Origin of the sequence: uncultured Chitinibacter sp., from assembly GCF_945957625.1 — a bacterium.
GTDB classification, from domain to species: Bacteria; Pseudomonadota; Gammaproteobacteria; order Burkholderiales; family Chitinibacteraceae; genus Chitinibacter; species Chitinibacter tainanensis.
In genome coordinates, this window is the sequence record NZ_CAMFLP010000003.1 from 135,241 (window position 1) to 148,572 (window position 13,332).

The 13,332-nt window shown below is 55.1% G+C and carries 11 protein-coding genes; 6 read left to right on the forward strand and 5 right to left on the reverse strand.

The genetic code is table 11. The annotated features are described in order from the left end of the window. Nucleotides 1-74: 74 nt before the first annotated feature. The 5 genes from recX to QV747_RS06050 all read left to right on the forward strand — a co-directional run bounded on the left by recX (nucleotide 75) and on the right by QV747_RS06050 (nucleotide 5,534). Nucleotides 75-572, forward strand: a complete 498-nt coding sequence (recX, locus tag QV747_RS06030; protein ID WP_047396746.1) for a recombination regulator RecX — start codon at nucleotides 75-77, stop codon at nucleotides 570-572. A gap of 298 nt (nucleotides 573-870) precedes the next feature. After that, the gene (gene alaS, locus QV747_RS06035) at nucleotides 871-3,489 is read left to right on the forward strand and encodes an alanine--tRNA ligase (RefSeq protein WP_273430411.1); all 2,619 of its coding nucleotides are present in this window, start codon (nucleotides 871-873) and stop codon (nucleotides 3,487-3,489) included. 107 nt (nucleotides 3,490-3,596) lie between these two features. Further along, nucleotides 3,597-3,827, forward strand: coding sequence for a DUF1653 domain-containing protein (locus QV747_RS06040; RefSeq protein WP_273430413.1), 231 nt, complete (start codon nucleotides 3,597-3,599; stop codon nucleotides 3,825-3,827). A 51-nt stretch (nucleotides 3,828-3,878) separates the two neighbouring features. Beyond that, nucleotides 3,879-4,790, forward strand: coding sequence for a DUF808 domain-containing protein (locus tag QV747_RS06045; protein WP_273430415.1), 912 nt, complete (start codon nucleotides 3,879-3,881; stop codon nucleotides 4,788-4,790). A gap of 144 nt (nucleotides 4,791-4,934) precedes the next feature. After that, nucleotides 4,935-5,534: a metal-dependent hydrolase gene (locus QV747_RS06050; RefSeq protein WP_273430418.1), complete on the forward strand. Its 600-nt coding sequence runs from the start codon at nucleotides 4,935-4,937 to the stop codon at nucleotides 5,532-5,534. A 22-nt stretch (nucleotides 5,535-5,556) separates the two neighbouring features. Here the strand turns inward: QV747_RS06050 and QV747_RS06055 are convergent, their stop codons facing one another. From QV747_RS06055 to QV747_RS06070, 4 genes are all read right to left on the reverse strand, one after another. After that, the gene (locus QV747_RS06055) at nucleotides 5,557-6,588 is read right to left on the reverse strand and encodes a YcjF family protein (RefSeq protein ID WP_273430420.1); all 1,032 of its coding nucleotides are present in this window, start codon (nucleotides 6,586-6,588) and stop codon (nucleotides 5,557-5,559) included. A 193-nt stretch (nucleotides 6,589-6,781) separates the two neighbouring features. After that, nucleotides 6,782-9,580 carry a M16 family metallopeptidase gene (locus tag QV747_RS06060; protein ID WP_273430422.1) on the reverse strand — a complete coding sequence of 933 codons (2,799 nt, stop codon included), beginning with the start codon at nucleotides 9,578-9,580 and terminating at the stop codon, nucleotides 6,782-6,784. 66 nt (nucleotides 9,581-9,646) lie between these two features. Then, a complete protein-coding gene (locus QV747_RS06065) occupies nucleotides 9,647-9,796 on the reverse strand; it encodes a hypothetical protein (RefSeq protein ID WP_273430424.1) in 150 nt (49 codons plus the stop codon). A gap of 60 nt (nucleotides 9,797-9,856) precedes the next feature. Continuing rightward, nucleotides 9,857-10,231, reverse strand: coding sequence for a DUF2589 domain-containing protein (locus QV747_RS06070; RefSeq protein ID WP_273430426.1), 375 nt, complete (start codon nucleotides 10,229-10,231; stop codon nucleotides 9,857-9,859). 269 nt (nucleotides 10,232-10,500) lie between these two features. Here QV747_RS06070 and QV747_RS06075 point away from each other — a divergent pair, with 269 nt between their 5' ends. Beyond that, nucleotides 10,501-11,544: a carbohydrate-binding protein gene (locus tag QV747_RS06075; RefSeq protein WP_273430427.1), complete on the forward strand. Its 1,044-nt coding sequence runs from the start codon at nucleotides 10,501-10,503 to the stop codon at nucleotides 11,542-11,544. A 760-nt stretch (nucleotides 11,545-12,304) separates the two neighbouring features. Here the strand turns inward: QV747_RS06075 and QV747_RS06080 are convergent. Further along, the gene (locus QV747_RS06080; RefSeq protein ID WP_273430429.1) at nucleotides 12,305-13,300 is read right to left on the reverse strand and encodes a hypothetical protein; all 996 of its coding nucleotides are present in this window, start codon (nucleotides 13,298-13,300) and stop codon (nucleotides 12,305-12,307) included. Nucleotides 13,301-13,332: the final 32 nt, after the last annotated feature.

Here is a 13,332-nt window from a genome sequence, read left to right on the forward strand (position 1 = left end):
CCCGCGGGGGCTTTTTGTTGCCCCTGACAAACCAGCGCACGCTCCACGCAATCCACGCTCCAGCCTCTACCCAGATGAAACCACCGCTCAGCCTGCGCAACAAAGCGCTGCAATTTTTAAGCAAACGCGAATACTCGCGCGCCGAGCTCGCCGGCAAGCTACGCCTACAGCTCGACCCCGAGCAGCTAGAAGCCCAACAAGCCGAGCTGCAGCAGATTTTGGATGATTTCGAGCAACGCGGCTGGCTCTCAGATGAGCGCTTTGCAGAGCAATGGACGCATTTTCGCAGCCAGCGCTATGGTCCCGGGCGACTCAAGCAAGAATTACGGCAAAAAGGCGTAGCCAGCGAGCTGATTGAGCAGAGTCTGGAGCAAGTAGCTGATCAGGAAGAAGCCACCGCCCGCCGCCTGTGGCAGAAAAAATTTGGCCAGCCGCCGCAAGACGCCAAAGAGCGCGCCAAGCAACTGCGCTTTTTAGCCAGCCGCGGCTTTAGCACCGGTGTGATTTACAAAGTGGTACAGGGTGGCGGGATGGATGAGGACGACATGGACTTCGCACCTGACTTTGATTGATACCCAGTCAGGTATCAGCGCCAGATCAATAATTCAATTAAGCTCCAACCATATACCCCCACCTCAATTATCAGGCAGCGCCCTACTTGCGCAATAGCGCAGTCTAAAGCCCGCGAAATCTCGCAGCGCAAGCACGGTGCCCGCACCCCGCGGGCTGGTGCAAAGCCCCAACAGCAACGCCACCGCAGGTATCCGCGCCAAAGACCAGCACAGTCTGGGCTGTTACCCTACCCGCCCGCCGCGCTTTGCTTTAAAATCGATGGTCTTGAATTTAAACCGTGCCCGTGTGTAACGTCTTATGAAATCTTCCCAGATTCGCCAGAAGTTCCTGGACTTTTTTGCCAGCAAGAGCCATCAGGTAGTGGCTTCCTCATCGCTGATTCCGGCCAATGATCCGACCATCCTGTTTACCAACGCCGGGATGAACCAGTTCAAGGATGTGTTTCTGGGCTTTGATAAGCGCCCATACACCCGCGCCACCAGCAGCCAGAAATGCGTGCGCGCTGGCGGTAAGCACAATGACCTGGAAAACGTCGGCTACACCGCGCGTCACCACACTTTCTTTGAAATGCTGGGTAATTTCTCGTTTGGCGATTACTTCAAACGCGAAGCCATTTTGTACGCCTGGGAATTTCTGACTTCGCCCGAGTGGCTGGCCATTCCCAAAGAAAAGCTGATGGTCACCGTCTACGCCACGGACGACGAAGCGTATGACATCTGGCACAAGGAAGTCGGCGTACCGGCGGAAAAGATCGTGCGCATCGGCGACAATAAAGGCGCGCCTTACGCGTCGGATAACTTCTGGCAAATGGGCGATACCGGTCCATGTGGCCCATGTACCGAAATTTTCTACGATCACGGCCCACAACACTGGGGTGGCCCTCCAGGATCGCCGGAAGAAGACGGCGACCGCTTCATCGAAATCTGGAACAACGTATTTATGCAGTTCAACCGCGACGAAGCGGGCGTGCTGCATCCACTGCCAAAACCATCGGTTGACACCGGTATGGGTCTGGAGCGGATTTCAGCCGTGATGCAAGGCGTGCATGCCAACTACGAAATCGATCTGTTCCAGCACTTGCTGGCTGCAGCGCAACGCGAAACCGGCGCCACGGATGCCAATTCGCCTTCGCTGAAAGTGATTGCCGACCATATTCGCTCGTGTGCTTTCCTGATCGCCGATGGCGCGCTGCCAAGTAATGACGGCCGTGGCTATGTATTGCGCCGGATCATCCGTCGCGCCATCCGCCACGGTTACAAACTGGGCCAGAAAGGCTATTTCTTCCATAAACTGGTGGCCCCACTGGCCGAGATTATGGGCGATGCCTACCCTGAGCTGCGCCAGCGCAAAGAGCACATTATTGATGCACTGAAAACCGAAGAAGAAATCTTCGGTCGCACGCTGGAAAACGGCATGACCCTGCTCGACACCGTACTGGCTGGCGGCAAGCAAGTGCTCGATGGCGATGTGGCATTCAAACTGTCTGATACCTATGGTTTCCCGATCGATCTGACTGCTGACGTGTGCCGCGAGCGCAATGTCACCGTTGATATCGCGGGCTTTGAAGCGGCGCTTGAAGCGCAGCGCAAGCAATCTAAAGCCGCGGGCCAATTCAAAATGGCCGCGGGTTTGGCTTATGAGGGCGAAGCGTCGTGCTTCCACGGCTACACCGAAGCGAGCCGCGCGGCCAAAGTAGTGGCGCTGTACAATGGCAATGAGCCGGTAGACAGCCTCGCCGATGGCGATGAAGGCGTAATCGTGCTCGATCACACGCCGTTCTACGCCGAATCGGGTGGTCAGGCCGGTGACACCGGGGTGATCGCCGGCGCGGGCGTGTTTAACGTCACCGACACCCAGAAAATCAAAGCCGATGTATTTGGCCATCAGGGCGTGTTGATCAGCGGTAGCCTGAAAGTGGGCGATGCGGTCACGGCCAGCATCGACATTGCCAAGCGCCAAGCCAGCCAGCGTAACCACAGTGCCACGCACTTGCTACATGCGGCTTTGCGCGAAGTGCTGGGAAGCCACGTGGAGCAAAAAGGCTCGCTGGTTACTCACGAGCGCACCCGTTTTGACTTCTCGCACCCCAAAGCGCTGACCGCCGAAGAGCTGAGCAAAGTGGAAAGCCTGGTGAATCACGTGATCATGGCCAATGAAGAAGCCGTGGCCAAGCTGATGAGCTACGACGACGCGATCAAATCCGGCGCGATGGCGCTGTTTGGCGAAAAATACGGCGATGAAGTGCGCGTATTGAAAATGGGCGACTTCTCAACCGAGCTGTGTGGCGGTACGCACGTCGGCCGCACTGGCGATATCGGCCTCTTCAAGATCGTATCGGAAGGTGGCGTGGCTGCGGGCGTACGCCGGGTCGAAGCCATTACCGGCGTCGCAGCGCTGGCCGCTGTGCAAGCGCAAGATGCCGAGCTGAAAGCCGCCGCCAGCCTGACTGGCGCCCAAGGTGGCGAGCTGATCAGCAAGCTGGAAAAACTGCAAGCCGAACTCAAAGCCGCGCAAAAAGAAGTGACGGCGCTGAAAGGCCAGATGGCCTTCACGCAGCTTGATCAGCTGATTGGCGTGGGCATGCGCACCATCAGTGGCGTGAAATGCATCGGCAGCGTGGTGGAAGGCGTAGAAGCGGGCATGCTGCGCGAGATGAGCGACAAGCTGATGGATCGCCTGCAAAGCGGTATCGCCCTGCTGGCCTGCGTAAACGACGGTAAAGTGAGCCTGATCGCGCGCGTTTCCAAAGATCTGACTGGCCAAGTGAAAGCGGGCGAGCTGGTGAATGTGGCCGCGCAAGTGGTCGGTGGTAAAGGTGGCGGCCGCCCAGACATGGCCCAAGCCGGTGGCCCGGACACCGACAAAGTTGGCGATGCGCTGCAAGCCGCCGCCAGCTGGCTGGAAGGCAAGCTGTAAACGCAGTACACAGCACATGGCCACCTGCGGGTGGCCATTTTTTTGCCCGAGACTTATAGGGTATAGCCCTACAAGCCAATCCCATCGATATTTAGCGAGACATACCCATGAGTGACATACCAAAACCCGCTTTCACCCCCGGCCTGTACCGGCATTACAAAGGCAATCTGTATCGCGCGCTCGAAATCGCCCGTCATTCCGAAACCGATGAATGGCTAGTGATCTACCAGCCGCAGTATGGCGAGCGAGGCTGGTGGGCGCGCCCGCTGGCGATGTTTCTGGAAGACGTCATGATTGATGGCCAAGCCCAGCCGCGATTTGCCAAAGTGGACGAGTAACGGCACACTGCCAAGCTTAATAAAAATTAATCTGCACGGAGAGGAAACATCATGGCTGGAGCCAGTTTACTGACGCTGTTGGACGATATCGCCACCATTTTGGATGACGTCGCCGTCATGACCAAAGTGGCCGCCAAGAAAACCGCCGGGGTCTTGGGCGACGATCTGGCGCTCAATGCCGAGCAAGTCAACGGTGTGCGCGCCGAGCGCGAATTGCCAGTCGTCTGGGCAGTGGCCGTGGGCTCGCTGAAAAACAAAATCATCCTGGTGCCGGCCGCACTGTTGATCAGCGCCTTGGCGCCATGGGCGGTGATTCCGCTCCTGATGATCGGCGGGCTGTATCTGTGTTTTGAAGGGGTGGAAAAGCTCGCGCATAAATTCCTGCCGCATGATGAAGCCGCGGACAGCGCCGAACACGATAGCCATTTGCAAGCCCTGGCCGATGGCAGCATTGATCTGGCTGCGCTGGAAAAAGAAAAAATCAAAGGCGCGATCCGCACCGATTTTGTGCTCTCGGCCGAGATTATTGTGATTGCGCTGGGTACCGTCGCCGGCCAACCCATGACAACCCAATTTGCCGTACTGGCCGGCATTGGCCTGATTATGACCGTGGGGGTGTATGGGCTGGTGGCCGGGATTGTGAAGCTGGATGACATCGGCTTCTGGCTGCAAAAACAAGATCGCCCGGTAGCGCAGCTATTGGGCAGCGGCTTTGTGGCCACCGCGCCCAAGCTGATGAAGCTGTTGACCATCGTCGGCACCGCCGCGATGTTCCTCGTGGGGGGCGGGATTTTGGTGCACGGTATTCCGCAGCTGCATCACGGGCTGGAACACCTAGCCGCCGAAAGTGGTAATGTGCTGGGTGCCGTAGTGCCTAGCATTGGCAATCTGCTAGTGGGTGTGATTGCCGGCGCGGTAGCGCTGGTCGTTGTCACCCTCGTAGGTAAACTGCGCGGCCGCTAAAGCTCGCGCGGCACCAAGATAAAAAAACCGCCGGCAAAGGCGGTTTTTTTATGGCGTTTTGGCCGCGTTTGAGCTGACAAACGGTCAAAAATCAGCTACCCTCGCTGCCCCGCCGCCGCCGTTTAGATTTAGCGCCCCGCCATCATGATCGCCAAAACCCATATTGCCTTTGCTTCGCTGCTGATGGTTGGCTGCAGTGTGGGGATTTTAGGGCGCATGCCACATATTTATGAAGTGGCTATCGCCGGCGCGGCCGGGCTATTGCCCGATCTGGATCACCCCAAATCCACCCTCGGGCGGATTGTGCCGTATATCTCGATACCGCTGGCCAAGCTATTTGGCCACCGTGGCATTACGCATTCGCTATTAATGGTGGGGCTGGTGATCTGGTTTTTGCTCACTCACCCGGGTGAGCGCGAATGGCCGGTATTGCCGCTGGTGATCGGCTATTTGTCGCATATTCTGGGCGATTTGCTTACGCCCTCAGGCGTACCGCTGCTGTGGCCGGTGCGCAAGAAATTCAGCCTTAATCTCTTTAAAGCCAATGGCCCGATGGAAAACCTGATTTTCCTCGCCTGCTGGGCGGGCGTACTGTATTTCATCTGGGTGGCCATGCACCGCCCCGGCGAAACCTGGCTGCAGCCGTTGCGCGAAAGCCTGTGGCAATGGGGGCAAGCGCAGGTGATCTACAGCAGCGGCCGACTGGCCGAATGGGTAGTCACCTTGGTGCGTGCCCTCGCCTAGCCGCATAGATTACCGGCCTGAATCACATCCCGGTTTTTACCAGTTTCATCACCGTGGCCGCATCCAGCTGGCGCGCTTGTTGCTGAATCTGCGGTAAATACTGCGCCTGCAGCTGTTTGGCCGGCCCCAGCAGCTGGTTAAAGGTGTCTTTGAGCACCGCCATCTGCATTTGCCGCCCGCCGGCGTAATAGCGCTTGGCCAGCTGCCCCAGTGCGTAAGTAGTGGCAAACGACATCGCCACGCCCGTGGCCGCCCCCCCGATTTTGCCGGCGGTTTTGCCCACGTATTTACCCAGCAGCCCGCCCAACAATTTGCGGCCAAATTGCTCGACATATTGCGAGGTGAGCCCCACCCCAGCCGCGGCCAGAAACTCGCGCACATGGCCCTGATCTAGCTCGACACCATAAGCATTGCCCACGCTGTGCACTAGCTTAAGCTGCAGCGGCACAATCGCCATGGTGGCCCAGGATTGCGGCAAGAGCTCCAGCGCCCCGCACACAATCGCAAAGCGCAACACGCTTTGATCGAGCTGCTGTGCCGCCGCCTCAGGCAATACAATCAGGCCTGCCGGATCTGGGCGTGCCGCTGGGCTGCTCCCTACGGCCGGGTTGAGCGTTGCTGCAACAGTCGCAGCCCCCATTCCGGCGCCCATCGCCGCCGCTGGCGCTGCGGCTGGGGCATCATCGTAGCCAAACCAGGCATTGGCCTCCGCCTCAATCTGGCTGGCCTCGTGTTTGAGCTGTAGCGCCTCGCGCAATTGCAGTAAAAAATCCGCCTCCGCCGCCGTTTGCCGCCCATCGGCATCGACCACACACACCGCCATTTCATACGCCAATTGCCGCAGCGGCCCCGCCGGCAAGGCGACTACGGCATCGCTGATGGTATAGCGCGCCAGCAAGACATCTTGATACAGCCGCGGCAAATCGACCCCCTGCGAGCCCAGATTAGCTGCAATGCCCTTAATCGCATCGCGCTCGCGATGATCTTTATCCCCATCGCAAAACGCGGCCAGCAAAGTAATCGCCAGAATGGCTTGTTGTTCGGTGGCTGTCATCGCAAAGTTCCGCACAAAATCAATGCGACCAGTACAGGGGCTGAGGGTTCCCACGGCGGTAAAAGGTCGCCATTCATCCGAAAAGCGCTAGTAATACAGCTCACCGCGCGGGAGATGACCGCAGCCAAAGCCACGCAAAATATTGCGTGGCTTTGTGTTGAGCGTACCGCCCAATCGTATGGGCAGGCGCGTTTTACGGCGTGGTAGCGGCGATAGGCTGATCTAATACTTTCAGATCAGGAAACGTCTTGCAGCTATTGGCAGCCACAATCCAGCGCTCAGGCGCATACCATTTACGCGCGGCAGCATCCACCCGCGCGCGGGTGAGTAACTGACTGGGGGTAACGGTGAGCCAGCTGAGATCTTGGTTATTCACCCAATGGAACATCTGCGAATAGGCATACCAGAATGGATAATTCGGCCCGTTATCCAAGCCTTTTTGCATGTATTCATGCATGGCTTTCAGCTCAGTATCGGTAACCGAATAACGACTCAGCTTTTGCAGCTCCTGGGCTGTATTCAAAATGCTGGGGCCGCATTTGTCGTAAGTAGACCGATATTCCACGCTCAGGGTCGGGCCATAAAAGGGTGACATTTCGCCCGCGGTATTCACTGAGTAAATTTCACCTTCTTTTTCGCGCAAAGTCGCAAACAGCCGCTGTTTTAAGACATCATTCAGGCCTTCTTGCAAAAAGCCATTGAGCGTGCTGGCGGGCTCGTCATCCAACACTGTGGCCCACTGGATCGCGTCGCTATAGAATTGAGGGGTTTTATCCAGTGAGGCGCGTAGGCGCTCACTTAGCGGCGTGGGCCAGCTTGATTCACGCGGCTGAATTTTACTTGGGCGCAACTTAGGTAAAGCCGGATCAGCCGGAGGAATACTGGCCACATAACGCTCAACCAGATCTTTGATTTGGGCCAGATCGCTGACCCCGGTAATCACCACCCGCAAATCTTCCGGGTGGCCATACAGCTGCTGTCGCAGCGCATCCAGTTGGGCCGTGCTGATCTCAAAATCATTTAGACTGCCCCAGGCGCGATACGGCCAAGCGCTACCGTACAGATTTTGCAAAAAGCCCGGGCCATTAGGCCAATAATTCTGGATGGCGGTTTCGGCGGCGCGAGCTTTGGCGGCATCATCACTGCGTGGCTGAGCTAAGCCCAGATACAGCAATTGAAACAGCGTCGTTACCGAACGCGGCGCGGCCACACCGCCAAAACCATGCTGGGCAGTTTCAAACATCGGCTGCAAGAGCACATCTTCATTGCGCAGCAGGTAAGTAAGCTCAGTCGCCGTATGCTCGCCCAAGCCCGAGGCCGACATATAGTTGGCCATCAGCTGCGACACAAACTGCTGCTCTTTTGGCAGGGCTAAAGCGCCGCCCGGAAACCGGCCATTGATGCCGATGCGTTCATTGGGTTGCCGCTGTTTTCGCACCAGCACCTGCACGCCATTGCTCAAGCCCCACACCGTTGCCCCGTGTTCACTGCGGGTAGTCAAAATCTTGCCGCGGGCGGGCTCAGTGGGCAGGAGTTTTTTCTCGGCGATCACCGTCGGTGGCGTGATTTTTTCCGCATCGATGGTGGCCATCATCTCGGCAAGTTTTTCATCATTCCAGCTCGCCAGATCAAAGCGTGCGACACCGGGCTCCCCCATTAGCATGGCCACTTGATCTGGCGTGGCCAGCACTTCGCGCAAGGCCTGATTCACAGCCTCGAGCTTGATCTTGGCCGGATCCAAAATCGCTTTGGGCTCGGCCGCATATAAATCTGGATAACCCAGCTTGGCCGCAGCCAGCAGATTATTTGCCCAGTCGGCATTGCTGGTTGGCCAGTTTTTCAGCTGCACCTCAATCGCCGCCAGTGCCGCATCAAGCTCGGCCTGCGTGATCCCAAATTCGCGCGCCCGGCGGATTTCACGATAGAGCTGCGTGAGGGCAGTACCCGGTTGCTGGGCTTTCACCGGTGCATACAGCGTGTAATACATGCCACGCCAGATCATGCCCGTCCAATCCACCATCTGGACTTTGCTAAAGGCCTGCTTTTCTTGCGTACCCAGCTGGGTTAAGCGCAGCGATAGCGCGAGCAGGGCCAATTTTTGCATTTGAATCTGCCGCGCATCTTGCAGTGGCAGTTGCAGGAAATTCCATGACACGGCCAGCTCATTTTGCGGCCAAGGGTTACCCCGATAGGTACGCGCTTTGGGCGTCAGCGGTGTCACGGCATATTGCACCGGCTCATTTCCCGCGGGCGCGGCGGCAAACAGGTGCTTAATGTTAGCTTCAATATCACGCGGTAAATCGCCCGCCACGATCAGGGTCATTTTCTGGGGCTGATAGAGCTTGCGATACAAAGATTCAATCCGCTCTAGCGATAGATCACGGACATTTTCCTCGTAGCCCAGTGGCATATTCTCGATATACGGCGAATCGGGCAGCATCACTGAAACAAACGAGCGCCAGTTCGAATTATCCCGACCGCGCATGGCCATTTCTTCCAGCACCACTTGGCGCTCTAGCGCCAATTCAGCCGGATCAAAAATCACCCGCCCATTGGCCCAATCAGCCAGCAGCGCCAAGCCGCGCGCCAGATCATCGCGCTTGAGCTTGAGTAGGTACACGGTATCTTGGTGGCTGGTATAGGCATTGCTATCGTCACCTGGCCGCATCCCATTGGCCGAAAACAAGGCCTTAATCTCCGCCCCAGTAAAATTGGCCGTGCGCCGAAACGCCATATGCTCGATCAGATGCGCTACCCCGCGCTCATCCTTGGCTTCACCCAGCGAGCCGCTATTCACCAGCAGCCGCAATTCCACCTCCGCCGATTGCCCTGGCGGCGCCTGAATTGGCTTAATCAAATAGCGCAAGCCATTGGCCAGCTGGCCTTGGGTCACGCCCGCATTTAAATGCGGAATGGAGGGAAGTTTTTGCGGGGAAGCCCAGGCGCCCGCACTCAGCACCACGGCCAAGGCAAAGCCAAGCAATCTATTCACGACAGTCTCTAGCTAAGGAAAACCGAAATTCTGACAGTGATTAGTAAGAAAGTCGATTGATGATCATCAAGCTAAAACTGAAAGAGCTGCAAGTTTTCTCGAAAGATCGCGCCCCAAGCCAAGCGGCATCTTTATCACCCATGCCAACACTGCGAAGTAGCCAATCGCCACCATAGCGGGGGTATACATACAAAAATCAGTCAAATCAATACCCATACGGTCATACTCCACCCTGTATCACATACAGCACCGCTGCAGCCCCCTGCGGGCTTCAGCCTAATCGCCCTTTTTGGGCTGGGCCGGTGCGATATTGGCGGCCAAGATATCCAGTACGCGTGCCAAGCCTTCAGGCACCCCGGCTGTTTCGCTTCTGACGACAACCGCATACTTGGCGCTTTGATCTGGTCGGCGCGGGGCCGAGCCCTGCAGGCCGCTGGCTATGGAGCCTGGCTGTGGCCTCTGGTCAGGCCAAGTCACCGCTGGCCCGAAAGGAAAATCCGCCCCCAAGCCCACCCCGCCGGTCTCGGGCAAAGTGATATCAAAATCCAGCTTTATTTCCGCCACATTCAAGGTAAGCGGTGGTGTAAGTGGTTCGGTAGCGGGTGTTGTATTGCGATCAGGCGGTGTGTGCGGACTAGGCTGAGTGGGCATGGCATGGCTCCATGGGATAGATAGTGAATGAGATCAATTTAGCGAGGCTATGTTAATTTTCAGCCCAACTCAATCGGCAGCGCTTTAGTAGCTTGAATCAAGAGTATGGCCAATCCAATGTGATCTAGAACAAAGCAAAATCACGACAAACCAGCGTTGCCCATTGTCAGCGCAACAGCGTCATGCCATCTTGAGATGCCCTATGCAAACATAGGGATTTCCCTAATCAGCAATAGACTGAATTAAATACAGATCTGGATGGAGACACCATGAAAATCACCACTTTGAAGGCCATCAGCCTGAGTATCAGCACACTCGTTTTTAGCCCGCTAGCCATTGCAACCTGTGCGCCTCCACCGCCGCCATTGCAATTTTACAGTGGCAACTTGCCAGGCATCGAACGCGTACTCAGTATCATTCCACCACTGACCAGCGCTGCAATTGACTACTACTGCCCTTTCCCAATTGGCAATACTTTTGAGTTGCGAAAGGCCTATAGCTATGCCAATCCATTACCGCAAGCGATTGTGCATGCCCTCAGTGACCAACAAATGGCCGCAATCGGCTTAACCACGGACGCCAGCACCGTCAGCCAAGCACCGCTCTGGGATAGTGCAACGATTTATCAACAGGGCCAGATCGTACAATGGCAAAACGTTGAATACAGTGCGCAATGGTGGTCACAAGGCGAAACCCCGGGCACTGCAAATAGCGCATGGCGGAAGAACCCAACAAATTCAATTGCCGCATGGGATGCGGGGCAAATCTATGAAGCTGGCAGCAAAACCATTTACCAAGGACGGGTGTGGCAGGCTCGCTGGTGGACGCAAAATGAAGTGCCAGCCAACCATGAATGGGGTGCATGGCAAGCCACGACGGACAGCCTTCCTTCACATGGCGCATCACGGTTTAGTGCACGACTTGACCTAGGCTCTTACAGCGGCACCAGCCAGCTCGCCATCAATGTCAGAGCCACTTACCCCAATTCACCGACCCCCGCATACATTGAAGTTCGTGAAAATGGTGTGGCCATCGGCCGTCTAACCCAATTTATGCAGTTAGCGGCTGACTGCTTTGATCGGAACGACAGCAGCTGTAATCCTGGCATTTATTGGACTAGTGTTGGCAGCATCCCCGTCAATGATGCTGGTAGCCAGTTGGTTTACGGTAACGCAACCAAACTGTACGGCCTCTGGGCCTGCACCAGCAATCATCAGTGTCGCCCCAGTCAGCTAACCGCGTTTAGCCGCGGTGACGGTGACAATCGCGTCAGCACGATTCACCCCAGTGAGCCGTTTCCATTGCGCGATTAATCCATCAATCTAAATGCAGGCCTGAGGCGGATTGAATCTAAACCAATGAGCATGGCCTGCTGGCGCAGGCGGTAAACCGGCGGTTTCGCCCGCCGGACGAGCAAGGCGTGACGGAGCTTGGCGCTTTAGCGCCTTAGCGAAGGCCGTGGCCTTAGGCCAGTCGGTCTTGCTCCGTCCCTTGCAACCCTAACGCGCCCGATCACCGCGAAACCCCGTCCGTCCAGCGCTTGGCAAGGCGCCGCAAAACTCGCTGCGCGCTAGCGTCGCGCAGCTCAAACAGGTTGCGGCTTAAAACCTTGCCAACCGCCTCCCGAACGGCGCGGCTCCACGGGCGACTCGTACTAACTACCGCAGGGGTATATTCACCAAAACAAATAGAGGCAATGCCTTCAGCACAATACTGCCGCCAGTATCAGCCGCGCTGGTAAAGCTGGGGCTTGGTTTCCCGTGTAGCGAAAACCGCGGCAAGGAGGGAGACGAACGGATTTATCGTTTGGCTCACGACGCGGCAAGGGCAGCGCGGAGCGCTTTTCGCCCGGGTCGCCTTTGGGGTGAAGGGGTATTTGGCGAAGCAAATACCCCTTCCCGTTAGCGCGGCGGAACGCGCATTAAAACATCGCGCCAACGGCGCATAAAACAAAACCGGCAGAATTAATTCAGCGGTTTGTATTTAACAGGCAGGGCGTATTCGACGCGAAGCGGAAATACGCCAAACAGTTTGCATGCGGCGTAATGCCTACGGCGATTACGCCCTACGGAGCTAATTGCAGTTAATTAATTTAGTATTTATAGGCGAAGGAATATATTTTTGCGCCTCACTAGCAGTAAGTAATCTTATAGCTTTTGGTATATCCGGCAATTCTCTAACATAGATCGCACGACTCTGTGAATCCCCGACATATGCAACTCGCCATTTGGCTTCATCTTTTCCATCATATTTTATATCGCACCTAAAATTAGAAACGAAATCAAAATCATACGCCATTCTAACAATAAAAAATTTCGTCCTATCTGAAAGACCTACATATGAAGCACTAATACATGAAAAATAAAGCATAACGACCGCAGAAATCAGAAAACAAAAGAAACGAACAATACCTTTAACCCCCTTACCAGTTACTCCCTGAACAAAAATCATCGAAAACTCAAAGAAAAGTGCCAACAAAACAAATGGAACAGATAAAAATCCAAATGTTTTTATAAAAACACCAGCAGACATAGCAAAAGGAAAGTTAGAGGAACTTACTGCATACGCTGAGTTCAAAACCTCAGAAGTTGAAACCCTAGACATCCATAAAACACACAAAAATAAAACAAGGGAGAATGTTTTAACCGCGGGACTACCTAACAAACCCTTAATGAAATCAACCTCCAACAAGAAACACGCAATTACAAAAAAAGAGAAGCTACCAGTCAAGACAAAAATTGATATCTCAAAAAACGGATCAATATAATCACGAGAAAAAACCAAATACAACAAGGGCGCCAGAACAACCCAAGACCACAAAACAACACTAGTGTACCTATTTGAGTCAACACAATTAAAAATAAAATTATTAAATTCAGAAATCAAAGCCTTCAAACAATAAAATAGCTTAGTAGTACTAAACCAATTGGCAATTATCATAAAAAAGCTGTACAACAACCTCAGCAACCTCCAGACATAACCACCCACACCAAAAAACAAAATAAATAAATATAAAAATAGACAACCTAAAAATGTACTCAGCAATATAAGAACGCTAGACTGAAGCATATTAAACACCATAAAAAAGGCCGCCAACGGCG